Origin of the sequence: Bacillus sp. FSL K6-0069 (assembly GCF_038007785.1) — a bacterium.
Lineage (GTDB): Bacteria > Bacillota > Bacilli > Bacillales > Bacillaceae_G > Bacillus_A > Bacillus_A mobilis.
On the sequence record NZ_JBBOXN010000001.1, the window covers coordinates 2,824,393 to 2,849,638 of the forward strand.

The 25,246-nt window shown below is 34.5% G+C and carries 24 protein-coding genes and 1 other annotated feature; of the genes, 6 read left to right on the forward strand and 18 right to left on the reverse strand.

The window, feature by feature from the left end; all coding sequences use genetic code 11:
- Positions 1-159 precede the first annotated feature (159 nt).
- The gene (locus MHB74_RS14495) at positions 160-1,353 is read left to right on the forward strand and encodes a NupC/NupG family nucleoside CNT transporter (protein WP_061679892.1); all 1,194 of its coding nucleotides are present in this window, start codon (positions 160-162) and stop codon (positions 1,351-1,353) included.
- 53 nt (positions 1,354-1,406) lie between these two features.
- Here the strand turns inward: MHB74_RS14495 and MHB74_RS14500 are convergent, their stop codons facing one another.
- Both MHB74_RS14500 and proB read right to left on the reverse strand, forming a co-directional pair.
- Positions 1,407-2,651, reverse strand: coding sequence for a glutamate-5-semialdehyde dehydrogenase (locus MHB74_RS14500; RefSeq protein ID WP_061679891.1), 1,245 nt, complete (start codon positions 2,649-2,651; stop codon positions 1,407-1,409).
- Between the two features lie 31 nt (positions 2,652-2,682).
- A complete protein-coding gene (gene proB, locus MHB74_RS14505) occupies positions 2,683-3,786 on the reverse strand; it encodes a glutamate 5-kinase (RefSeq protein ID WP_061679890.1) in 1,104 nt (367 codons plus the stop codon).
- A gap of 145 nt (positions 3,787-3,931) precedes the next feature.
- Positions 3,932-4,142, reverse strand: a binding site (T-box leader).
- A gap of 339 nt (positions 4,143-4,481) precedes the next feature.
- Between proB and proC the strand changes: the two genes are divergently transcribed.
- Entirely contained in the window at positions 4,482-5,300 is an 819-nt protein-coding gene (gene proC, locus MHB74_RS14510; protein ID WP_061679889.1) for a pyrroline-5-carboxylate reductase, read from the forward strand.
- A 188-nt stretch (positions 5,301-5,488) separates the two neighbouring features.
- Here the strand turns inward: proC and MHB74_RS14515 are convergent, their stop codons facing one another.
- Together MHB74_RS14515 and MHB74_RS14520 are read right to left on the reverse strand one after the other, a co-directional pair.
- A complete protein-coding gene (locus MHB74_RS14515) occupies positions 5,489-7,132 on the reverse strand; it encodes a M20/M25/M40 family metallo-hydrolase (protein WP_061679888.1) in 1,644 nt (547 codons plus the stop codon).
- A 75-nt stretch (positions 7,133-7,207) separates the two neighbouring features.
- Complete coding sequence (locus MHB74_RS14520) at positions 7,208-7,957, reverse strand: IclR family transcriptional regulator (RefSeq protein ID WP_048526109.1); 750 nt, start codon at positions 7,955-7,957, stop codon at positions 7,208-7,210.
- A gap of 266 nt (positions 7,958-8,223) precedes the next feature.
- On the opposite strand from MHB74_RS14520, the gene MHB74_RS14525 reads away from it, so the two are divergent.
- On the forward strand, positions 8,224-9,648 hold the full coding sequence (locus tag MHB74_RS14525; RefSeq protein WP_061679887.1) for an amino acid permease: 1,425 nt from the start codon (positions 8,224-8,226) through the stop codon (positions 9,646-9,648).
- A 62-nt stretch (positions 9,649-9,710) separates the two neighbouring features.
- Here MHB74_RS14525 and MHB74_RS14530 read toward each other — a convergent pair whose 3' ends face one another.
- From MHB74_RS14530 to MHB74_RS14545, 4 genes are all read right to left on the reverse strand, one after another.
- Complete coding sequence (locus MHB74_RS14530) at positions 9,711-10,898, reverse strand: RtcB family protein (RefSeq protein ID WP_061679886.1); 1,188 nt, start codon at positions 10,896-10,898, stop codon at positions 9,711-9,713.
- A gap of 273 nt (positions 10,899-11,171) precedes the next feature.
- On the reverse strand, positions 11,172-12,203 hold the full coding sequence (locus MHB74_RS14535) for a fatty acid desaturase (RefSeq protein WP_061679885.1): 1,032 nt from the start codon (positions 12,201-12,203) through the stop codon (positions 11,172-11,174).
- A gap of 375 nt (positions 12,204-12,578) precedes the next feature.
- Positions 12,579-14,963: an immune inhibitor A domain-containing protein gene (locus tag MHB74_RS14540; protein ID WP_081110400.1), complete on the reverse strand. Its 2,385-nt coding sequence runs from the start codon at positions 14,961-14,963 to the stop codon at positions 12,579-12,581.
- 259 nt (positions 14,964-15,222) lie between these two features.
- Complete coding sequence (locus MHB74_RS14545) at positions 15,223-16,884, reverse strand: alkaline phosphatase (RefSeq protein ID WP_061679884.1); 1,662 nt, start codon at positions 16,882-16,884, stop codon at positions 15,223-15,225.
- A gap of 298 nt (positions 16,885-17,182) precedes the next feature.
- Here MHB74_RS14545 and MHB74_RS14550 point away from each other — a divergent pair, with 298 nt between their 5' ends.
- Together MHB74_RS14550 and MHB74_RS14555 are read left to right on the forward strand one after the other, a co-directional pair.
- A complete protein-coding gene (locus MHB74_RS14550; protein ID WP_061676888.1) occupies positions 17,183-17,665 on the forward strand; it encodes a DUF2975 domain-containing protein in 483 nt (160 codons plus the stop codon).
- Positions 17,666-17,675: 10 nt separating this feature from the next.
- On the forward strand, positions 17,676-17,891 hold the full coding sequence (locus tag MHB74_RS14555; protein WP_002084833.1) for a helix-turn-helix domain-containing protein: 216 nt from the start codon (positions 17,676-17,678) through the stop codon (positions 17,889-17,891).
- A 40-nt stretch (positions 17,892-17,931) separates the two neighbouring features.
- Here the strand turns inward: MHB74_RS14555 and MHB74_RS14560 are convergent, their stop codons facing one another.
- The 9 genes from MHB74_RS14560 to MHB74_RS14600 form a co-directional block, all read right to left on the reverse strand.
- Positions 17,932-18,243, reverse strand: a complete 312-nt coding sequence (locus tag MHB74_RS14560; RefSeq protein WP_061676889.1) for a hypothetical protein — start codon at positions 18,241-18,243, stop codon at positions 17,932-17,934.
- A gap of 107 nt (positions 18,244-18,350) precedes the next feature.
- Positions 18,351-18,737, reverse strand: coding sequence for a DUF3887 domain-containing protein (locus MHB74_RS14565; RefSeq protein ID WP_061676890.1), 387 nt, complete (start codon positions 18,735-18,737; stop codon positions 18,351-18,353).
- A gap of 2 nt (positions 18,738-18,739) precedes the next feature.
- Complete coding sequence (locus MHB74_RS14570; RefSeq protein WP_061676891.1) at positions 18,740-19,417, reverse strand: YhfC family intramembrane metalloprotease; 678 nt, start codon at positions 19,415-19,417, stop codon at positions 18,740-18,742.
- Between the two features lie 89 nt (positions 19,418-19,506).
- Positions 19,507-20,823 carry a GHKL domain-containing protein gene (locus MHB74_RS14575; RefSeq protein ID WP_061676892.1) on the reverse strand — a complete coding sequence of 439 codons (1,317 nt, stop codon included), beginning with the start codon at positions 20,821-20,823 and terminating at the stop codon, positions 19,507-19,509.
- On the reverse strand, positions 20,823-21,557 hold the full coding sequence (locus tag MHB74_RS14580) for a LytR/AlgR family response regulator transcription factor (RefSeq protein ID WP_061676893.1): 735 nt from the start codon (positions 21,555-21,557) through the stop codon (positions 20,823-20,825). The genes MHB74_RS14575 and MHB74_RS14580 overlap by 1 nt, the downstream gene beginning before the upstream one ends.
- Positions 21,558-21,735: 178 nt before the next feature.
- A complete protein-coding gene (locus tag MHB74_RS14585; RefSeq protein WP_061676894.1) occupies positions 21,736-22,314 on the reverse strand; it encodes an HAD-IA family hydrolase in 579 nt (192 codons plus the stop codon).
- Positions 22,315-22,319: 5 nt separating this feature from the next.
- Entirely contained in the window at positions 22,320-22,919 is a 600-nt protein-coding gene (locus MHB74_RS14590) for a kinase (RefSeq protein WP_061676895.1), read from the reverse strand.
- Positions 22,919-23,461, reverse strand: coding sequence for a GNAT family N-acetyltransferase (locus MHB74_RS14595; RefSeq protein WP_061676896.1), 543 nt, complete (start codon positions 23,459-23,461; stop codon positions 22,919-22,921). Before MHB74_RS14595 ends, MHB74_RS14590 begins: the two co-directional genes overlap by 1 nt.
- A gap of 14 nt (positions 23,462-23,475) precedes the next feature.
- Positions 23,476-23,859, reverse strand: coding sequence for a VOC family protein (locus tag MHB74_RS14600; protein ID WP_061676897.1), 384 nt, complete (start codon positions 23,857-23,859; stop codon positions 23,476-23,478).
- A 283-nt stretch (positions 23,860-24,142) separates the two neighbouring features.
- Here MHB74_RS14600 and MHB74_RS14605 point away from each other — a divergent pair, with 283 nt between their 5' ends.
- Complete coding sequence (locus MHB74_RS14605) at positions 24,143-24,391, forward strand: hypothetical protein (protein ID WP_000433610.1); 249 nt, start codon at positions 24,143-24,145, stop codon at positions 24,389-24,391.
- 317 nt (positions 24,392-24,708) lie between these two features.
- Here the strand turns inward: MHB74_RS14605 and MHB74_RS14610 are convergent, their stop codons facing one another.
- Positions 24,709-25,245 carry a DUF2812 domain-containing protein gene (locus MHB74_RS14610; protein WP_061676898.1) on the reverse strand — a complete coding sequence of 179 codons (537 nt, stop codon included), beginning with the start codon at positions 25,243-25,245 and terminating at the stop codon, positions 24,709-24,711.
- Position 25,246 lies beyond the last annotated feature (1 nt).

A 25,246-nucleotide genomic window follows, 5' to 3' on the forward strand; every position in this document is an offset into this window, starting at 1 on the left:
TCTACCTGCTTGTTTGCTATGGTTCTTTTTCAGTATTTAAAAACAATATGAATGGTCCCTAACATCATTTACATTCTTCATAACTTTTCGTTGTAATCTAAATTAGGAAGAATAGGAGCTTTTTTATATACAAATAATAACTCTCAAGGAGTTGTTGAGATGCATTTCATATTAAATATGTTAGGGATTTTCATTGTAATCTTATTCGTTTTCCTATGTTCGCCTAATAAAAAACAAATAAAATGGAGACCAATCGTTATTCTAATCACATTGGAGCTCTTTATTACATGGTTTATGTTAGGCACGAAGCTGGGCAGTATTATCATTAATAAAATTGCGTCATTTTTCAGTTGGCTACTATCATGTGCGAATGAAGGTATTCGGTTTGCATTTCCTTCCGCTATGGAAAATCCAACTGTTGATTTCTTCTTTAGTGCATTACTTCCTATCATTTTTGTTATCACATTCTTTGATATCCTTTCTTATTTTGGAATCTTAACTTGGATTATTGATAAAGTAGGTGCAGTTATTTCAAAGATTTCTCGTTTACCAAAGTTAGAAAGTTTCTTTTCGATTCAAATGATGTTTTTAGGAAACACCGAAGCACTTGCGGTTGTTCGTGATCAATTATCCGTTTTAAAAGAAAATCGTTTATTAACTTTTGGAATTATGAGTATGAGTAGTGTTAGCGGATCCATTCTTGGCGCTTATTTATCAATGGTTCCGGCAACATATATTTTCAGTGCTATCCCTTTAAACTGTATTAACGCATTAATTTTGGCCAATGTATTAAATCCTGTGGAAGTTACGAAAGAAGAAGATGTCGTATATACACCTTCAAAAGATGAAAAAAAGGATTTCTTCTCTACTATTTCAAACAGTATGTTAGTCGGGATGAATATGGTTATCGTTATTTTAGCTATGGTAATTGGTTACGTGGCATTAACTGCATGTTTAAATGGTATTTTAAGCTTTTTCGTAACAGGCTTAACAATTCAAAAAATCTTTTCCATTATCTTTAGTCCCTTTGCTTTCTTACTCGGCTTATCAGGTAATGATGCTATGTATGTAGCTGAATTAATGGGGATCAAAATAACGACGAATGAATTTGTTGCCATGATGGATTTAAAATCAAATTTAAAGTCGTTACAACCACATACGATTGCGGTTGCAACGACATTTCTAGCTTCTTTTGCTAACTTTAGTACAGTAGGTATGATTTACGGAACTTACAATTCATTATTTGGCGGAGAAAAATCATCCATAATCGGTAAAAATGTTTGGAAGCTTCTTGTTAGCGGAATGGCTGTATCCTTATTAAGTGCTATGCTCGTTGGACTATTTGTATGGTAAATAAATAATCTTTAAAACAAAAGACACCCAAACGAATTGAGTGTCTTTTATTATTATCGAATCTGTCCATTTCCACGAATCATATATTTTGTAGAAGTTAATGCAGGAAGTCCCATCGGTCCCCTTACATGTAGCTTTTGTGTACTGATGCCAATTTCTGCGCCGAATCCGAATTCAGATCCATCAGTAAAACGAGTTGATGCATTATGATACAGTGCAGCCGCATCTACAGCTGTGAAGAATTTACCGACGTTTTCCTCGTCTTCTGTAATAATTGCTTCAGAATGCATAGATCCATACGTATTTATGTGATGAATCGCTTCTTCTATAGAAGAAACTACTTTCACTGCCAGCGTAAGTGATAAAAATTCAGTACCCCAGTCTTCTTCTGAAGCAAGTACAATTGAAGAATCAATCGCCAGTGCTTTTTGATCACCACGTAACTCCACGCCTTTTTCCTTCAATGCTGAAAACAATTCGCTACCAAATTGCTGTGCCCACTTCTCATGAAGTACAATCGTTTCAATTGCATTACATACAGATGGACGCTGCGTTTTTGCATTTATAATAATATCAACTGCCATTTGTTTATTCGCTGTTTCATCAATGAAAATATGACAATTTCCTGCACCCGTTTCAAGTACTGGAACAGACGCTTCTCTCACTACAGTATCAATTAATTGTTTGCCACCTCTTGGAATAAGAACATCTAGATAATCGTTTAATGTAAACAACTGCTTTGCGCTATCCCGCGTTGTATCTTCTATAAGCTGTACACTTTCTGGAGGCAAGCTTGTTTGTTTGAGTGCTCGGTGAATAACAGCAACGATAGCTTTGTTAGAATTGATAGCAGAAGAACTACCACGTAATATAACTGCGTTTCCTGTCTTTAAACAAATTGTAGCAGCATCTACTGTTACATTCGGCCTTGCCTCGTAAATCATACCAACAACACCCAGTGGTACACGCATCTCCTGAATAAATAATCCATTTGGTCGCTCCCATTCACTTACACATTCTCCAACAGGATCACGTAATTCAATTAACTGCTTAATCCCATCTGCCATATCAATAATACGCTGTTCATTCAACATTAGACGATCTAGAAGTGAATCAGAAAATCCTTTTGCCTTACCTTCTTCTAAATCCCGTTTGTTTTCCTCTAAAATATAAGCTACTTCTACTCTTAACTGATCCGCAATAGCAGCAAGTGCTTCATTTTTTTGATTTGTAGATTTTAGTACAAGTTCTCTAGCAATTTCTTTCGCTTTTTTTCCTTTTGCCAACACTTCATTCATTTTTATTTCCTCCTTTTTAACATCACTATTCTTAAAGTGAAACCCAATAATCTCTGTGAATGACTTCATAATTATGCCTATCGCCTCTTGCTTGAATATCTTGGCTTTGCATACCTTTTACATCTCTTAGTTCCTCTGCGCTATATGTGCATTGCCCTTTTCCAATGACGCGCCCTTGTTGCGTCATGACTTCTACGACATCGCCAACTTTGAAAAATCCTGACACATTTGTAACGCCAGCAGGAAGAAGACTCTTACCATGCTGAATGATAGCAGTAGCTGCTCCAGCGTCTACTTCAATTTGTCCGCTAACAAGCGAATGCAAAGCGATCCATTGCTTGTTCATCTTTATTTCTTTTTGAGGAGCATTTCCGACGTATGTTCCATCACCTTTGCCCTTTAAAACATCTACAAATTTCTCTTGTCCACGCCCTGTTCCGATAAATACACTCACGCCAAGAGAAAGTGCCCTCTTCGCAGCATCAATTTTTGATTTCATACCGCCAGTCCCAAGTTTGGACCCAGCATCTCCTGCAAGAGAAGCGATTTCTTCTGTAACTTCAGGAAGGAAATAATACTTTTTCGCATCCGCATTTTTCTGAGGATTTTTGTCGTACAAACCGTTCACATCCGTAAAAATCATTAGCATATCCGCCGAAACAAGCCCGCTTACTAAAGCTGACAGCATATCGTTATCACCAAACGTCAGCTCCTCTAATGAGATGGAATCATTTTCATTAATGATTGGAAGAGCAGAACGGTTTAGTAACTCTCCTAAAGTAGCATAAGCATTACTATATTGTTCTTTTCTAGAAAAATCACTTCTCGTCAGCAATAGTTGCGCAGTAACGATGCCATATTTACGAAATTCCTCCGTATACGCCTGCATTAACAAACTTTGTCCAACAGCCGCAGCAGCCTGTTTCCCTTTAATTGTCACAGGTCTGCTAGGATAGCCTAGAGCAGAAAAACCTGCAGCGACGGCCCCAGATGTAATTAACAAAACTTCATGTCCTTCTTCTTTCAATCGAGCCAATGCGGCAACGTGATCTGAAAGTTGTTCTTTAGAAATGCCTCCGTGACTATCTGCCAAGGAACTGCTCCCAATCTTTACAACTATTCGTTGTTTTTTCACTTTTATATCCCCCAAGTCTAAAATCAAAGTTTTTTATAGATTACACTTTTATTCATTTGGCTTGCAGCGACTTCTATCCTCACCAATGCTGCACCTAGCCTATTAAAGAGCAAAATAAAAATGACCGCTTCGCCCTTAATAAAATAAAAAGGACGAAACGGTCATTGTTCCGCGGTACCACCTTAATTGATATACATAGATATCCACTTGGCGCCTATAACGCAGGCGAACGCTTAAACTTTCATTTAAGACTCAGGGATAGGTTCGATATATTCTATACGAGGAATCTTTCAGCCGGTGAATTCCACTCTCTTTCGCAAGAAGACATATGTACTATTTCCCTTCAACGATTTTCGGTTTAATTTTTTATATTATGCGATATAATTTAATTTGGTGTCAAGAGGTATTTTTAAAAATAAATAGAGCGGCATGGTATTTGTATGAAAATATTGCCCTAATGAATGAAAATACAAATCGATATAAGTTTAACTCATATACATAAATATAAAACATTAAATGATAGTGTATATATTTACAGAATGTTGAATGTAATTGATTTTTATCTTTTACTGTTGCAAAAAGGAATATATTCTCTTAGAATGTTTCTTTATATTGCATGAAGATGTTATTGTTATTTTAAAATAATAATTTCAAAAGGATATAATTTATTATAAAAGGAGCAAGATTGAATAATTATGGACAAACAAATTGGATTCATCGGATGCGGAAATATGGGGATGGCTATCATTGGCGGGATGCTAAACAAAAAGATAGTGTCTGCAAATCAAGTTATTTGTTCGGATTTAAACACTACGAATTTAAAACACGCTAGCGAAAAATATGGGCTAACTACAACTACTGACAATAATGAAGTCGCTAAAAATGCTGATATTTTAATTTTATCAATTAAACCAGACCTATACGCATCAATCATTAACGAAATAAAAGAAGTAATCAAAAACGATGTTATCGTCGTAACGATCGCTGCTGGAAAAAGCATCAAAAGTACAGAGGAATCTTTTGATAAGAAATTAAAAGTTGTACGTGTAATGCCTAATACCCCTGCTCTTGTTGGAGAAGGAATGTCTGCATTATGCCCTAATGAGATGGTGACAGAAAAAGATTTAGAAGATGTGCTAAACATTTTCAATAGCTTTGGTCAAGCAGAGATCGTAAGTGAAAAATTAATGGATGTTGTTACATCAGTAAGTGGTTCTTCACCAGCATACGTATATATGATTATAGAGGCGATGGCAGATGCTGCTGTACTAGACGGTATGCCAAGAAATCAAGCATATAAATTCGCAGCTCAAGCTGTATTAGGCTCTGCTAAAATGGTACTAGAAACAGGAATACATCCAGGTGAATTGAAAGATATGGTTTGTTCTCCTGGTGGAACAACGATAGAAGCTGTAGCAACATTAGAGGAAAAAGGCTTACGCACAGCCATCATTTCAGCTATGCAGCGCTGTACACAAAAATCTATTGAGCTGTCTGGTCAAACAAAAAAATAAAACGATAAAAGAGATCACGTTTGCTATGAATGTAGTTAAAAAATAGTGGATTACATACTCTCTCGCTTTCACTAAATGATAAACGGACAAATTCATATATACTTGAGTTTGTCCGTCCTTTTGGTTATACTGAGATAATTTTATTTATATCTTCTTTTGAAATTTTAGTTTTAACTCTTCTCTATTACCTAATATGATTGTGTAATTTTATTAGAAACAAGTAATCTTTCAATGCATTTCGGTAACATATCTAATAATGTTTCAAATGCGTAATTTACATCTAAACGTTCTGTCCATTGATGTGCATCTTTTCCTACCGGCCCCATATTTAATACTGGAACGTCAAAATCTTCTAGTTCCTGAAGCGGAATCGAGTAACCTTTATCCCATAATGGCATATTGTCTACAAGTGAGCTCATTGAATGTAAGGGATTCTGTAAGCCCACATAGCTCAAATCTGAAATTCCTCCAAAATAATTTTGGTTTTCAAATGTAATGTTATGATTGTAGTGTGCATACTTTTCCATTTCTGCAACTACTTCTTTAATTAACGTATTGTTGCGTGAACTTACAGCTGGATAATATGGTGGAGCAAAGAAAAGTACAATCATCGGCGCCTTTTCTTTACATAAAATAGCTAGTTTATCTACTAAATCAATCGTTACCGCGCGATCATCTTTATCTTCTCTATTATTTATTATACTAGATTGAATATCATCTATTTTCTCTTGCCCATGTTGTTCAATTGCATAAGCAATAAGCTCTTCATACGTTAATACATTTACTTTCATATTAGGCGGTATAAACGGATTATATTTAGAAAAACGATATGCTTGCTTTTCATATGATTCTTCTATTTTCTCTGCTACTTTCGTTACTTTTTGACGTAACAATGACACGACATCTGTCATTGATTTTTCTAGTAAAAACAAATTAAATAATGTAACAGCACGATGCGGAATTTGGACAGAATAATCCTCCTTTAAGTCCCTTTGAAGTAAGTTAGTTGGCGGAGGACTCGCTTCCCCTTCTACAATATCACAAAGGTCTGTATTCAACTCTAATTCTGCTGTTATTAATGAAGCCATATAACTCCCATTTAAGCCTGCAAATGGTTCACCTACATGTGTCTCTTTTCCGTAGCAAAGAAATCCAGGTAACACTTTACCAATAGTACCAGTATAAATATACTTATTTTGGTCACCAGGGTGTCGTGAAAACATAGGCTCTGAATTTAATACCGTTTTATAATCCAAGTTATGTTCTCTTGCTAACTCTAGTAGTCTTGGAACAGCAGCTCTCATCCCTACAGAGTTCACTTCTTCATCTGGAACAGCTAATAAAAGAACATTCCCGTCAAATCTTCCTTCACAAGCTTGCTCAATCATTGCCATTTGTAACGCAAGACCGCATTTCATGTCCATTGTTCCTCTACCAAATAACCAATCTCCTTTTTCTATATCCTCACGTACATGATCTGGTAGTTCATCTTTATGAGAATAAAACATAGACGTTAACTTTTTAGGATTGAATGCATCTTCTTTCCACACTCCGTAATCTTGTACATCTACAACATCAAAGTGACTAACTAGAATTACTGTATTTTTTGTACTATCGCTTTTCTTTACGAGAGCTGTAACAAAATATCGTCCGTCTCCCGTCGGATTTTTTTGCAAATGATGCGGGTTTTCTTTGAAGTACTGTAAATCAGATAATTGTTCCACAACAAAATCTGGCAATATAACTTCTGCTTCTGTACCTGTAATACTAGGAATTTCAACGAGACCGCTTAATAATTGAATCAATTGTTCTTTTGATTGCCACTTTGACATATAAATCCCCCTATTTTTCCGCATTATGAAAATGAATTCCAGTATATGAATAAAAAATGACGACAGTTATCAAAATTATAGTTCTGATGTACTGCCGATTTTTATTGAAATTTCATGAGCTGCTTGTTTTACCTTACTAATAAGAAAAGATAGTCGATCATCATTAATGCGATGACTAATTAACCCAACACTTAATGCTCCTACTACTTTATGATTAAATCCGATAATAGGTGCAGCTACTGAAGCCGTCCCTTCTGTTTTTTCACCATAACTTACCGCATATCCTTCATTTCTTATTTGCTTTATTTGCTCTAAAAGAATGCGCTTTTGTTCTGGTAAAGAAGAAAGTAAATGTTCTACAATATGCTCCATTTCATTCGTTTTCATATTGGCAAGCATCGTTTTGTTTGCAGCACCAATTGAAAGTGGAATCTGTTCCCCTAAGTTATCGATAACTCGAATTTTTAAAGGGCTATCAATTCTTTCAATGATAATAGAATGCGTTCCATTTGGAATGTTTAAATACACACTTTCTTCCACTTCAGAGGCTAACCGTTTCATCACTTCTCTGGCTACAGATCTGTAATCTACTTTCTCCAATTGACGTAATCCTATTTCCATCCACATTGGCCCAATTTTGTACTGTTTCGTTTCTGAAATTTGCGTAACTAACCCATGTTTGATTAGAGAATTAAGTAATCTATGTACTGTACTAACTGGGAGATGTGTTCTATCCGCTATATCAGAGATGGCCCAATACTCTTTTTCATTAGTAGAATTTAACAACTTTATAATACTTATCGCTCGATCAATGGACTGTACCATAACTCACCTCAACTTGACTTGTAATATGTTAGTACGCTCAATTACCTATCAATTTAACAAAAATTCAAAATGAAATCAATCCATTTATTCAATTTTCTAAAAATAAAAATATGTCGCTAATAATAATTTGAAAGCGCAAACAAAAAAATATTGACTTTTCTTTTTAATTATCTGAAAATTATAACAAGATTTCACATCACGGAATACATTCCACAATACGGAAAACATCAAACTTTATTCTATCAACTACGAAAGTGAGGAAAACAATGTCGCAAGTAAACAATACAAACAATGAATTAAAACGTACGATGAAAAGTAGACACTTATTCATGATTGCACTCGGTGGTGTGATTGGAACGGGGTTATTTAACGGATCTGGCTTTATTATAAGTCAAGCTGGACCTGGTGGATCCGTGCTTGCCTTTATGGCTGGTGGATTATTAATGTATTTCGTTATGCTTTGTCTTGGTGAACTTGCTGTAGCTATGCCTGTTTCAGGTTCCTTCCAAGAATATGCCACTAAGTTCATCAACCCTGCAACTGGCTTTACGATCGGATGGTTATATTGGTTAAGCTGGGCAAATACGACCGGTCTTGAATTTACAACTGCCGGCATTACAATGCAGCGCTGGTTTCCTGATATTCCCGTCTGGGTTTGGTGTTTAATATTTGGCGTTACAATCTTCACTATTAACGCATTATCTGCTCGTAGTTATGCAGAAACAGAATTTTGGTTTTCAAGTATAAAAGTATCTGCCATTATAGCTTTTATTATCCTTGGCGGCGCCGCTATGTTCGGTTTTATTGATTTAAAAGGTGACGAACCAGCCCCGTTATTATCAAATTTCGTAAATCACGGCGGTTTATTCCCAAATGGACTTGCAGCTATCCTATTAACAATGGTTACAGTTAATTATTCCTTCCAAGGTACAGAACTTGTCGGAATCGCAGCAGGTGAAAGTGAAGATCCAGCAAAAACTTTACCACGTTCTATTAGAAATATTATATGGCGCACGATGTTTTTCTTCGTCTTAGCAATTTTTGTCCTTGTTGCTTTAATTCCTTGGGAAGAAGCTGGATTAACAAAAAGTCCGTTCGTTGCTGTATTTGATAATATCGGTATTCCATATGCAGCTGATATTATGAACTTTGTTATTCTTACAGCTGTTCTTTCTGTCGCAAACTCTGGACTGTACGCCGCAACTCGCATGCTTTGGTCATTATCAAAAAATGAAATGGCTCCTGCCTTTTTAAAGAAATTATCATCACGAGGAATACCTCTAAACGCTTTGATTTTGACAATTTCTATTTCTGCTTTTTCTCTTTTAACAAGCGTTGTAGCTGCTGAAACAGTTTACTTATGGTTAATTTCAATTTCTGGTGTCATTACAATCATTGTTTGGATGTCAATTTGTGTCTCCCAATTCTTTTTCCGTAAACATTATTTAGCAGACGGTGGAAGATTAGAAGACTTAAAATTTAAAACTCCACTTTATCCACTTGTACCAATTCTTGGTTTTGGATTGTATGGCATTATATTAATTAGTCTTATCTTTATCCCTGAACAACGACTTGGAATTTATTGCACTGTACCATTTATCATTTTTTGCTACACTTACTATCACTTTAAAGTTAAGAAAAGAATTTCTACTAACCCTCAAAGTGAAACTAAAATTAGCGAGACTATGTAATACTATACTTATATATAAAAGATCGCACATATCTTTCACTTTATGTGCGGTCTTTTATCCTTTTAATTCGCTTTAAAATTATATAATGGCTTAATAATATGCTTTATATCTATTGTTTCTTTCGTATTTTCGATAATTTCATCCATTGGCTTGTAAACCATTGGTGCTTCATCAATTGTGCTTTCTACTACCGATGTAGTCCACACTTCTGTCATCGTATTTTGAAATTCCTCTAGACTCAATAATTCTTTAGCCTTCTTACGACTCATAATACGTCCTGCCCCGTGCGGACCAGAAAAGTTCCAATCTGGATTCCCTTTACCAAATGCAATAATTGAACCATCTCTCATGTTAATGGGAATAATGACTCGTTCATCTTTCTGAGCTGAAATAGCACCTTTTCGTAGAATCATATTTTCTATGTCAATATAGTTATGTATTGTAGTAAATTGATCCGTAACTTTCCAGTCCATTTTCGTAACAATTTCATCAATCATTGCTTTACGATTTAACGCAGCATACTTTTGGGCAATATTCATGTCATTCATATAATCTTTGAATCCTTGCCCTTCTAAATAAGCTAGCTCTTTACGAATCTTAGGCTTCTGAATCCCACGTAAAGTTTCTTGTATTTCTTTTGCTCTCCCTTCTTCAGTTAATCTCTTAATAATCTCATCTTTCATTGATGTAACATCAATGCATTGTTCATATGCTAAGTTTTGGTAATATTCTGCTATTTGTTTACCTAAATTACGAGAACCACTATGAATGACAATATATACATTCCCTTTATCATCTTCATTTAATTCAATGAAATGATTTCCACCTCCAAGAGTACCTATACTTTTTTGAGCTCTTTGTAATGTATATGGGGCCTTCACACTATCAAAATCGATCATTTTTGAGAATCGATGTTCTTTATCTCGGATACGAAAACCACTTGGAACAAATTTACGAATTGTTTCGTCTAAGCAATCGAAATTAATTTCTTCTTTTTTCTTATTAATCACAGCAACTTCCATCCCACACCCAATGTCTACCCCTACAAGATTAGGAACAATTTTATCCTGTATTGTCATTGTTGTCCCAATCGTACAACCTGCTCCTGCATGTGTATCTGGCATAATACGAATTTGACTATCCTTTACGAATTCTTGGTTACAAAGATCAATAATCTGCCCAGTCGCAGTCTCATCAACGTTATTCGTAAATACTTTCGCTTCATTGTATTTTCCTTGTAATTTCAACATCTTTCATTTCCCCTTCCTTTTGAAAGAATTATTTTATTACGTTGTATGTGTTCTATTCAATACTATCATCTACCTTCTGCTTTCCATTATATATGTACGATGTCCTTCACAATAATAAAAATTATGATGATCCACCTTATTTACATAATAAAATTACCGTCTTCTTAAATTTATACCTACACATGAGTATTCCACGCCCTCGATATCAGTTATATATAGCAAAAACTCCCCTTACATCGAAAATGATTAAGGGGAGTTTTATATAAGATAAAATTATAGTTCAGATTTCACTCGAACAGAAACATTATTTTTAATTATATTTTTGAATTCTTTAAAGCTAACAAAATTGTTACTTTTCTCATCCCATAGTCGGAAGCGAAGTGAACGCAAGCTTGTAGCAAGAGTAATCGTAGGTACATTTTTTAACGGAAGCGTATTATTGTGCGCCTCTTCTAGTTTATAGTTAGGTACCCTTGGGCTTAAATGATGAACATGATGGAATCCAATATTACCAGTTAGGAATTGCAAGATTTTTGGAAGTTTATAGAATGAACTTCCTTCCACTGCAGCTTTCACATATTCCCAATCTTTATCCTCTTCAAAATAAGAATCCTCGAATGTGTGTTGTACGTAAAACAGCCAAATCCCTACTGAACCTGCTATTAAGAATATCGTACCGTGTACTAATAAGAACGATTGCCATCCAATTGCCCAGCAAAGTATAGCGATTAAAGCAACAATTATAATATTCGTCAAATAAGTATTCATACGTTCTTTCTGTCTAGCACCTTTTCGGTTAAATCTATTTTTAAGCAAGAAAACATAAATCGGCCCTAATCCAAACATAACGAATGGATTGCGATATAAGCGATATGCTAAACGAAGTCTAAATGGCGCAGCTGCATATTCATCCACAGTAAGTGTCCAAATATCTCCTGTACCTCGCTTATCCAAATTACCACTTGTAGCGTGATGAATAGAATGTTCATGCCCCCATTGATCAAATGGGAATAAAGTTAAAACACCCATACATGTCCCTACTATTCTATTTGTACGACGGCTTTTAAAGAATGAATAGTGAGTACAATCATGAAAAATAATGAAAATTCGCGTCATAAAACCAGCGGCTAACAGAGATGGAACTACTGATAACAAATAAGAAACGGACAAACTTTTATAAGCAAGGTACCATAAAATAATGAATGGCACAATTGTGTTAAAAAGTTGCCACACACTTTTTTTAATCGTTGATTTTTCATACGGAGCAACTTGTTTTTTTAAATTTTTAGTATTTTCTAATGTCATTGGTCTAATTCCTTTCCTTTATGTTGCTAATTCACATTATAGCATACTATTAGTATCAGGTGTTAAAAGTAGCTGTAATAAATATTATATAATATAAAAATCTCTTTTTTCTTACTCATTACTTACAAATTCCTTACGGTCAAAAAACCTTACATAATCGGACTGATGGAGCATTTCAATTATAAAAGAAACATCTATTTTTTCCAATAAATATATAAAAAAGCAGAGGACTTTTTCACTTCTGCACATCTTTTCATTTTTTTAAATGGTAATTTTTTTCGATTTGTATTTATGTAACAGTTTTTTCTCACAAGAAGAAAAGAGCTGTCATAAGTCAGATTTCACCGACTTATGACAGCTCCTTTTCATTTTATTTTAGCGATGGATCCAAACTGCACCTGCAGATTTGTCATCAGCTTGACCTACTACTTCAAACTTTAATCCTAGTTTCGGCAACTTACGTCCGGCATCTGGAATAACGCTATTGATGTATTGCTTAGAATCATCAAACTTCGCCACTCCTGGTAATCCTTTATAATCAAAGATACCGCGAGTTGGTGAATCTACTCTCCATGCTGGCGTTTGATCTAATGAGAATGCCGCATCGGCAATTTGATAACGTGTACTGCTCTTCACAGTTGGTTGACCGTTTAATGTTCCTACGATTGCCTCTGGATGAGAATCTACTACCCCAAGGAATCCTTCGCCTGGATGAACGCCTACCCAGTTATCTGTAAAGCTTTGATCCGCATACCATACAACCATTCCTGTATTAAATACTGGACCACGTGCATATTGTAACGCCGTGTCAGATCCAGCATAATTTCGCCACTCAATATAGTAGTTATTTTTTTTCTGTTCAAATCCGTTTGACACAGTAAATCCTTTTAACGTCATTGCTGGCTGTCCTTCTGCATCATCAGAGAATACAACTTTTCCATCTACAGTTAATGCTGCATTGTCCAATGCAAATCCTTTATAAGCTACTGCAATATCTGTTATATACTCAAATTGCAGTTTTACTTTCTTTCCTTTGAATTGACTTAAATCGTATGATTTATCAACCCACTTACCATCCGTAGTATCTACGCCGGCTTTTACATCTTTTTCGCCCATTCGATCAATTCGCGTCTTCGTTCCATCTTCTGCAATCGCATTTACGTCAAGGAAATCATACTTCGCTTCCAGTTCATAAAATGCCTTATAATCAAACTTAGCGTCTTTTGCATTTGTTAAGTCAAATACTGGAGTCTCAAGTGTTGTATGAATATCATTTCCTTTTGTGCTGTAATAAAACTTCTTACCAAATGCCGATTCGATATTTTTTATATCTTTGTCTGGTAAGTTAACTCGAATAATTCCTGGTCGTTTTGATTTTGTAACACTTTGATCTAAATATGTTGCAGTACCGATTCCTGTGCGTAGTTTATCGTAATCTACCTCAACGATATTCGCCCAGTTACCCTGCATATTCTTTTGGAAAAATTCTTTATTTTGTGGTGAGAAACTCGTTGGCTCTGTTCCTGCAATTTTTCCAGCCCAGCTACCGCCGCTCATAATAGACCATGATTCAACAGGTTCACCTTGTCCAGAATACTTTGTATCATATTCATCCGGTAATCCTAAATCATGACCGTACTCATGGGCAAACACACCAACTGCTCCATCTTCAGGCTCAATTGTATAATCGTATGCAGCCATCTTGCCGCCCCAGTTCGAAACAGAAGATTTCGTACCATCAATCGCATATGGTTTTGATCCTAGTTTTGAACGATGAGACCAAATCGCATCATCTTTTAATTTACCACCGCCAGCTTCTTGACCCACGCCCGCATGTACAACCATTAAGTGGTCAATAATTCCATCTGGCTCGTTTTTATTTCCATCACCATTTTGATCGTATTGATCAAATTGATCATAATCTGCTAAATTGATACCTTTTGCGACAGCTGCTTTTAATGCCTCTTTCACAAGATCACGTGGCCCTAAAGGACCTTTGTTATCATGACCAGTTCCCGCATCCGCACCATAATCTGATGCTTTTCCTGGAACAGTAAGCCATTCTGTTACAGTTCCATCAACTGTGTAGCTACCGCCAGATTGTTCCTCATAATACTGTTTAAATGTATTAATCTTCGATCCATCAAATAACGTAAATGGCTCATCTCCAAATAACATTTTTTGATAATGTTCACGATTAAAGTCCTTAGAATACATGTAACCTGGTTCTTGATCAATATTATTATGTTTAAAATCGCTAAATTCTACGAGTAAAACAAGTACTTTATCTTTTCGAACCGCTCCATTATACTCAGCTTGCTTCGCTGGTGTAGTAGGTACTTTTCCATTTAATTTTCTAGAATTCAACCCTGCATCTTGTCCAACAACCGGTCCTACTTCTGGCTGCTGCGCCTGTTCATTTTCCTTCATTTTTGCATCTTTTACTTTTTTCATAAAATCTGAAGCTTCTTGCGTAAGGTTATCTCCTGTCATGATTTCTTTTCCAGGATTTTCGCCTTTCTTTTTCTCAACATAATTTTCGACAGCCTTTGATGTCTCAGCTTGTGATGCAGATTGATCAATTACTCCCCTTTGTTTCAGCGCTTCTGCCAAACGCTCCTCTGGTATTAAATGCTCATCAATTGGTAGAGATGATGGCGTATCAGCATACGCTGCATGACTTCCAAAAGCAAACGTACTACTTAGCACTGCCGCTGTTGCTAAAACTGATAATGGTTTTAACTTCTTATTCTTTTTCAATGCTTTTCCTCCCCAGTGTCTGCAAATTATCGTTTTTTTTGCCGATAGGAACATAATATTCGTTATAATACGAATATTCAATCTTTTTAAAGAGCTAAAATGTTGAGAAATATTTTTTAGGGTGAAAAATATAAGATAAATAAATTTACAAGAAGTCCTTTTTAGAAGTTGTGATCCTCTTTAATCTTGTTTTCAAGTGAAATTTTAGCTACACAAAAAATGCCAATTCCTAAGTATTAGCTAAGGAATTGGCATTTTTTTAACGAGAATGCTTTATGAATAAACGGATTGCTTCTTCTGGTACATAGAACTTGCCATTACTTTCTACAACTACACTACCTAATTCATATTCTTTATTCTTAATACGAATTATATTTTTATTTACAAATAATTGAGCTTTTACATGATTACGTTTTACTATGAGCACCGGGTTTGCTGTATCAGTATTATCTATAGTGACTGTTGCATCGTTTTGTTTAAAAGCTGATTCACTATCTACAAATAATTTGTTTGTTACTTCTTCTAAATTAAAGCCCATTGCTTTCGCCATCGTCTTCGCAACGTCTGTGTTTTGGATCAAGCCATATGGTTTTTGAGGACCGTAAGAATATAAAAACACATCCTCACCTGTATGCCCTCCTGTTGTGAAGCCAATATTTGCACGGTTAGCTAGTAATGTAGTAAGTATTGGACCAATATCCGATTTCTTTTGTACAACTTTTAATTTTTCCTTTTCAGCTTCCGTTAAGTTATTTAAACCGTAAAGTGCAGCAACTTCTACTATATTTGATAAATCATTATTTATTTTTTGGGTTACCCCTTCAATTGTCATTTTCGCTTTTTTTAATGGATTAATGTATGCAGAGACCGGCGTAGTATTATAGCCTTTTGTTGTATTCGCATTCCCAATAGAAATCCCGCTATTACCATGATCAGTTAAAGCGATGAGCAGTGTATTCTCATCATTTTTGGCAAATTGTAATGCTTTTGCTACCGCTTTATCAAATGCTAATACATCACTAATCATCCCCATCGGATCATTCACATGAGCTGCCCAGTCTGGTTTACTTCCTTCAACAAATAAAAAGAAACCATCTTTATCTTTTGATAACGTTTGAATTGCTTTTTCCGTCATTTGCGAAAGTGTTGGTTGCTCCGGATTTGTTGCTTCACGATCCATATCGAACGCTAAAGCGTTATGTGAAAAAGAGCCCCAAATCTTCTTAGATTTAGAGTTCAATAATGCATTTTTCGTTTCAACAAAATCGTACCCTTTGTCATGAATCACCTTTACTAAATCCTCACCATCTTTTCTTTTTATAGGTAGCAGTGCCGCTTTTCCCCCGCCTAATACGACATCTATATTTTGATACACTTGTTGCTCTGCAATTACGTCAAAACGCTTGCGGTTTACATGGTGGGCAGAGAACCCGGCCGGAGTAGCATGCTGAATTTCAGCTGTAGCAACAATTCCAGTTGCGCGACCAGTACGTTTGGCACCTTCTAAAACATTGGCAACTGGCCGTAACTTGTCCTCTTCTTTTATTAGTTTTAAGCCCGGTGAACTTACAATAGAAGGTAATACACCTACATATCCTGAATTCGATTTATTACCAGTCGCTAAAGCTGTAGCTGCTGGGGCTGAATCCGTTATAGCTGATTCAGCCGAATATGTACGTACTCCTCCTGTTACCATTTCATCTAATGCAAGTGGTTTCCCTTTATACAAGCGAGCTAATGTCGTTGCTGAAGAACTAGTTCCGTCCATAACCATTATGATGATATTTTTTGGTTGACGTTCTACTTTTTTCACCTTCGCTTCCACCGAATAATAATTCATCATGCTTTCCGTACATAACATACTTAGTGTGATTGTTCCTACTAACAGTAACTTCTTCATCAGTAAACCCAAATTCGACATTGTTGTTCCTCCGTATGTTTTACATTCATTTATATATGTTTTATTAGTCCCCAATTTTCATGAAGCTAATAATCATTACCTTCACTTTCTTTTATTAGTAAGGCAACGAACGCTACATATCATAGATTTTTATGTTCAAATAATTAGGGACCACACCTATTTTATAAAAATGTCTTATCATTCTCTTCCCAAAAATTTATTTATCAATAAAAATCAGGTTGAAATAAATAAGAATTTATTGTTAAACGATAAATTTCATGTTAAATTAAAGAGATAATTTAAAAATGAGGTGCTTTATATGAAACAAGGATCAACACTCTTTTTAAAGACAGCAATCATCCTTATCGGTATTCCTGTTTTTGCTTTATGTATATTTTTAATTCCTAATATCGGGAATTATACAGCGAAATTGTACCCGGATATTGCATATATAAAATATCTTGTTTTAATCAATCTATATGCAACAGTGATACCTTTTTATTTTGCCCTATATCAAGCCTTTAAACTTGTAAGCTACATTGACAATGGTAACGCCTTCTCGAAATTATCTGTTAGAGCTTTAAAGAAGATAAAACAATGTGCTGTTACAATTAGTGTATTATATGTAGTAGGTATGCCACTTTTCTATCTTGTAGCAGAGAGAGATGATGCGCCAGGTATTATTATAATTGGCATGATCCTTATCTTTGCTTCAATGGTTATCGCAGTCTTTGCTGCCGTTCTCCAAAGACTTTTAAAAGATGCGATAGATATAAAATCAGAAAATGATTTAACGGTCTGAGGTGAATAACATGGCAATAATAATTAATATTGATGTAATGTTAGCAAAAAGAAAAATGAGTGTAACTGAACTTTCAGAGAAGGTTGGAATTACAATGGCTAACCTTTCTATATTAAAAAATGGAAAAGCAAAAGCAATTAGAATTACAACTTTAGATGCTATTTGTAAAGCGTTAGAATGCCAACCAGGGGATATTTTAGAATATCAACCGGAAGACAGCGAATAAAAAGAGTCCTTCCTACGAGAAGGACTCTTTTTATTGCACATTACGGCGCAAAACTAATTTGACCAGTAAATAATAATATAATCGTGATCATCCAAAATATAAGTAATGATAAGGACAGTATTATTGAAATAATAGCAATACCCTTCTTCTCTGTTTGTTTCGTCATCGTAATGCTAGAAAGTATGATACCTGCAACTGTGAGGGCAACTGTAATATAATCTCCCACTACATTACCTACATTCGCTATCCTTGTCGGAGTAATAAAAACGAACAGAAAACATAAAATGCCGATGAGTAAAGATATGTAGCTAATTATGCTGTACTTCTTTTTAGGAACTATTTCAGTTTTCATACTTATCCACCCTTCTCTATATCTATGTGTTCATATTAACACAAATAACCATAATTTGGTTAAAATCAAAAAAACAGATACAGCGGAAACCTCCACTGCATCTGTTTTTATTTAATAAATAAACCTGCTATTTCTTCTTTATCATTATAAGTTATAATATATGTCCGTTGTTCCTTGCTATACTTTGCTACAAGAATAACAGTATATAGACCATCTTTTTCTTCAATCGATTGTTTTTCAATTTTTTCGAACGTACCGGCTTTCTCAATTACAGGTGTAAGATCTTTCATTTTTTCTTCTGGCAATCCAGCTTTCATTTTACTATCAAATTTTTCATGCACGTCTTTATACTTCGCCTCATTTAATAATGTTAGAATTTCTTCCGCCTTCGGAATAAATTTTTTTGACGTACTTTCATCTACTTTATTACCGGTACAAGCTGCCAGTGCGAACGCCGCGATAGCACTTATAATAATAAGTAACATTCTTCTCATTTTCATACACCCTTTCTTTTTAAAATGAAACTATAACTAAAAACGAGTACAGCACAAATTCCTATTGAAACTTCTGACAAAATGATCCCGCTTTTCCCTGGTACATATAGCGGTATAATGCTAGCTATTGCATTTGCAGTCCCATGAATGAGAATTGCATATACAACATAACGAAATTTCTTTTGGACGACAGCTTGCAATACAATGATGGAAAGTCCAATATGCAATACCATCGCGAAGATACGCTCAATACCGGCGAAATAGTAACTGCCGCCATTTTGAATGACTGTTTGTGACAATAATAGAGATATTACCGGAATTCCAACTATCAACACTGCCTCAATACCACCATGCCCTGCTCCAAATAAAAAGCCAGACTGCCAATCTCGTTGCTTCATAAAATAACGCATTGCAATAAAACGAGCTATCTCTTCAAAAATTCCAGCTGATAAACTAAGAAAAAGTACAAATAATACAGGCTGCATAACAGAAAAAATTTGAAAATTTGTGCTATTTCCATTTACATAATTCAATACTGGTATGCGAATCAATATTTGCGAAACAACAAAAGCCAATACACCTAGCATATATGGAATATAGCGTTTCTTCCAAAAAGCATATAAAAGTGCTACAAGCGGTAAACCAAAGCTAATCATTGTTGTAAAAATAAGACCATTCATCTCGCTTCACCTCTTACTTGAAGTGTATAAAAACGAGTAAAGGAAGTATGTAGTTCTTTCCTATTCGGTTTCATTTTCATCATAGATGGTCATTTCATCTCTTTTAATATGAGTGTTTGTGTGAAATAAGGACTTACATAAGTTGTCTCTAACGTTGCGTTATTTGTTTTATTCATAATCCGTTTTAACGAAAATAACCCATATCCTCGAGCTCCGTCTTTACTTGAATGGTTTTTCTCATAAATTTTTTGCAAATCAATCGCTTCACTCTTTGAACTATTACGCGCGATAAAATATTGTCGGGAATCCATTTCAAAGAATGCGATTTGCAACATCTTTTCCTCACTATGTACTGCTTCTTCAATTGCATTGTCTACTAAAACTGAAATGATGCGAATAAATGAAATGATCGTCATCGAAACACTTTCAATGTTCTCTGGTATATCGAGCATTACTTTTATTTGTTGGTGCTGGGCAGTGCTAACTTTCGCCCTTAATACACTTCTCACTTCAGGAATATGTATACGAGATAATTTCGCAATATCAAGTTCATGATCATTTATTGTTTTTAATGTAGGAGCTATCACGTCATAATACACTTGCTCAATTTCTTTCACATTTTTTGTACGTATGCCCTCCTCTAACGAAAGTAATACATTCATATAATCATGACGGAAACTAGCAAGCTCATCGTGCATATCCTCTAATTTCTCTACATAATCTAATAACTCTTTATCTAAACGTTTCTCGTGTTCTTCTTGTAACTTTTCTTTCGATAAGTGTGAGCTTATTAACACCATGATTAGTAATAATAAAAATATAATAATCGCTGAAATATAACTTACTTCACTGTATTGTTGATTTAATTGTGCTAATAACGCAGAAGATGGCTGAGTTAAGATTAGTTCAATAATAAATCCGGCAATTAATAATATATAAGTTACATAGTATAGCAGACTACCTACTATATATTGAGCAATTTTTTGGATTCTTTTGCGAGCTACAAAAATACCGATAAAAGTAAGTGTCGATACGGTAAGATGAATCAAGCTACCTGTCCATAAATATAAATTGAATGGCGTTAACATAAAGATTTTCATTCCTAAATCAAATAGCAACATTTTCACTAACGTTATTATCACCATACTCACTAGTGCAAAATATACATTATGCTTAAATTTCAATTCATTTTGCATTAATCCTAAACTTATTAGAAACAACACAATGGTACTATTCAATTCTGGATATCTCGTTACTGTTACAACAACCGCAAGTAAAATAATGAATACCGCACTTAAAGCTATTAACATTCTATATGACAATCTATTGTACCGGATTAATTGAATGTATAAAAACGTATGGCTTATACTAGTAAGCAGTATTGCAAATAAATCATAAATATACATTACATCTCACCCTTTAACATGTTTCGTACTTTACTCACTAAACGACGTGATACCGGAATACGTTTCCCGCTTTTTAAAACTATCATTTTTTGCTTCGCATCGTAAAAAGACAATTGCTTCGTATTCACGATATATGATTGATGACAGCGAAATAAACGTTCATCTATTATTTCAATCTCCTTTAATGTTCCATAAAAATAAACGATACGATCTAACGTCACTAACGCTAAACGGTGTGGTTCATCAGTCATAACATATTCAACTTCATGAAAAGGAACCCGCACAGTCGCATTACTATTCTCAACGATAAAATCATCGGACGGAATAAGATGATTATTACGCACTTCATATTGGAGTAAACATTGTTCAAAAACGTTACGCCTATCCTCGTATGGCAACCCTTTATCAATAAAAGTTAAAGCTGATACCATGTATTGATATGAAATAGGTGCAAATTCAGAATGCGTCGTTACAAATACAATAATCCCTTGCGTATCATACTTTCGTATCTCTTGTGCCACTTGTAATCCTTTACGCTCTTCTCTTTTAATCTCTATATCTAAAAAATAGATTGGAACATACTTCGCCTTAGGAATGTTGGTAATGATGTTTTCACTTTTACTAGTCACCTCTATAAAATCAAAAGGCAACATATATTTCTCGCAAATCTCTTCAACTAGCCGTTTCATTTGCTGTGCTTGTATGACATCATCTTCTAAAATGAAAATACTCATGTGATCACTCGCTTTATAGAAATCTTTTCATTTATAGATTTATCTATAAATATATACTTCAAATCGTTATACCTATCCCCTTCTAAATAATTGAAAGTATTAATTTTCTATCATTTTTATAAAGCATAGAAAATAACCTCTACTTTCAAGCTAAAAATAGAGGTTTTATTTAATTCATTTATAAAGAAGCCTCTCTATCAACCACTACATTAAAAAAATCCGAGTAATGCGATAAAGAATAATCCGCTACATCACAATTCCCTTGGAACATACATGTTAGAATACCTAATTCTTTTGCAGGTATTAGATCTAACTCCCTATCTCCAATAGCTAGATCGATATTGTGCTTTTTATGTAAATGATCATAAGATAAAGCGTTCGGTTTTCGGGGGTAACCATCATCAATTGTTACCATGTCTACGAAGTATTTGTCCCAGCCGTAATGATTTAATATTGATAATACCCCTGCTCTATCTTTATGAGTCATAATCACATTTTTATCAGCAAACTTTAAAACCTCTTCCACTTTTTCGAATGGCTTAATATCTTCTATCATAATGCGACTTTCTAATACATCAATTTCACTTAATTGTTTTGTTGATATTTCATAATAATCAATTGCGTGTGAAAATGAAACCTTTAACTTTGTATAGATTTCTTCTTCACTTATTTCCTTCCCTAAAACTTGAGAAATAATTTTTGTATAAACTGGATACGTATCAAATAACGTCCCATCAAAATCCCATAAAATATTCATTCTGTTCACCTTCTATTTTTCAATGATTCTATGACTAAATCCGCTCGGTCCTTCGGCAATTCAGTTTCTAAGTAATAATCCTCTGCTTTCCAATACCGATTCTCAAACTTTGAAAGGTTTTTCTGCGTTTCCTCACTCTCACGCAGAAATCTTGTCTCTCTTGGACAATCCAAGTACACCATATAATGAAAGAAATCTCTCCATTCTTTTCGCTGTAAAAAAACACCTTCAATTACGATTACACCTACTATAGGGATCTGTACTTTTTTCATTTCACTTGAGTCTATCCCATCATAATAGAACGGTAATGTCAGTTTTGTTTCAGTTTGTAACTTTTGAAAAAACTTCTTCTGCAAGTATGCAATATCCCATTGTAAATAATAATACTCATACCATTCTTCATATCCAGTATGATACCGTTTATTACGTTCTACTATATGATCATCAATATGAAAAATATGGAACGGAATACTTTCTTGTTTCATATTTTCTTTTAAATTTGCCACGAATGTCGTTTTACCCGATCGACTTAAACCATCTATACCTAGAATGAACCTATTTTTTTTATGTTTCTTCATTATATTTATTAGCTCATTTGTATCCATTACTTCTTCCACTCTTCTTTTAATAAAGAATATAAAATCGTATCATGAGCAACTTCATTTTGAATCATATGTTTTCGAAGTAATCCTTCTTCTTGAAACCCTGCTTTACTTAATAATTTTTGAGAAGCTTTATTCTCTACATATACAACAGCTGCAATTCTTATCAGTTGCAGCGTTTCAAATCCGTAAGTTAAAATTGCCTGTAACGCTTCCGTTGCATACCCTTGTCCCCAATATGTATCGTCTAATTCATAACCAATTTCAGCTCGCTTATGATGATTATTTATTAAATGAAATCCGCACGTTCCGATTAATTGGCCCGTGCCCTTTTTCTCAATTCCCCAGCGAAATACAGTTCCCTCTTCATAACGATTTTTAAACGTTTGAATTGTTGTTTTCGCTTGCTCAATATTTTCGAAAGAATCCATTCCGAAATAACGTATAACAGATTCTTTCGAAAAATAACGGAACATCGTTTCTGCATCTAACAGTGTTAGTTCTCTTAATAATAAACGTTCTGTTTCTAGTTTCGGAAACCCCATCTCTTTTTCTCCTTCTATTCTAATGAACTGCAAATTTCAATATAATTTCCATCTGGATCGGCAATGTATGCAATTGTTTGTCCCCATGGTTTCACAATTGGTTCAACTAAAATCTTAATTCCTTGCTCTCTAAATTGTTCGATTGTTTCTTGTACATGATCAACAACGAACCCCAATTCAAAATGAGAAGATTGTAACTCGCCTTCTGTAAGTGGTAGTCCTGTTAATTCTTTCACATCTTGCCTCGTGTTCATCGCTAAAATTGTAGAACCAGTATTAAACTCAATATATGTACCATGCTCTGCTTTTATAGGTAACTGTAATACATCTTTATAGAATCTTAGGCATTCCTCAAACTTTTCTACGTATAAAATGATATACTTCATTTTTATATTCATTTTACATCCCCCTTTATATCTATCCCTAAAATTTCGACAAAAGTCTCATAAAAACCTTGTTTCCTATAGCAATGAGCACAAAAAAATGAGGCCGATTTCTCGGCCCCCCAGCTTATTGGCATAAAACAGGAGATTTGGTTTGGACATAACCAGTTCGTACCCTTATTATATTTTATTTTTTCTGAATTTTGAATACTTTAAACACCCATTTATATTGAGAAAGTTTTTTTACTTGCATAAAATTAATAGGTTTAAGAAATGCTACAAATGGAGGTGTATACATATGGAACCAATGCTATGTCCAAGCTGTAAAACGAACCGTACTCGCTTTAATATTCTTGAGCAGCAAGTAAAACCAGTCAAGTTAAATCCACAAACTGGTCAAGTAGAAGAAGAATACACAAATGAAACGATGAATGCTTTTCATATGGCCTATCAAGGACCAACTTATCGCGTTCAATGCGCTGTATGCGGACTTGTTGAAAACCCGGAGCAATTTATTAAACCTGCGCAAAATCAGTCTTTTTCTTAAACATTTTTATTCCCCCCTATGGAATTTTTATAGGGGGTTTTCCATTTAATATGTTAATCAAAAATGTTTTTCTTCCTTATTATAAGTTACACCCCACGCCTTTTTAGTCATCTTTTATTTTTTGATCTTCGATATGAATCGTTTTTACTTCATTTATTATTTTCGGGTATGATTCTTCGTAACAGTTAATTTTGCGCCTTTATATAATTTTTTATTATATAAAAAAGAGTGAACAAAAACACAATAATATAGAGACAAAAGAAGTTGATCCCGATATTCACCCTGCAAAATCAACTTCTTTTTAACTTTGCTTTTTATTATAATATCTCACTTTTTAATTTCTTAATTTTCCAAAAGAGTCTTATAAAGAAGTATATCCACATGCAACCTGTAAGACCTGTCATAACTTTCGCCCAAATTGGCACTCTTGATTCCATCGGGCTTAAAAATAGGTTATACATCGATGGTAATATACTTGCTGATATAATAAGAAGAAATAGCAATAACTCATTTAGTTTTTGTACCCTCGTCTCCTTTTCTGAGTATATATCAGGTAATTCATTTACCTCTTCTACTTCTTTACAAAAATAATTCCAGCTTGTAAAACTTGTTACGCGTTCCCAACCTGACATTTCGTATATTTCGAAGTACTCTTGTTGTTGTTCTTTCGAATCCCTATAAACCAATCTAAAATCAGCTTTATATATTACATCTTTTGGCTCAGTTTTCTTAAACGTATACATTAAATTGTATTTTTGTAATGCCCAACCTTGTTGATGCATATTTCGTAAAAAAGCCTCTTCTTTTTCTAAATTCCATGCCGTAAAAAATTTGAATACCCTTTTTGTCTCCATC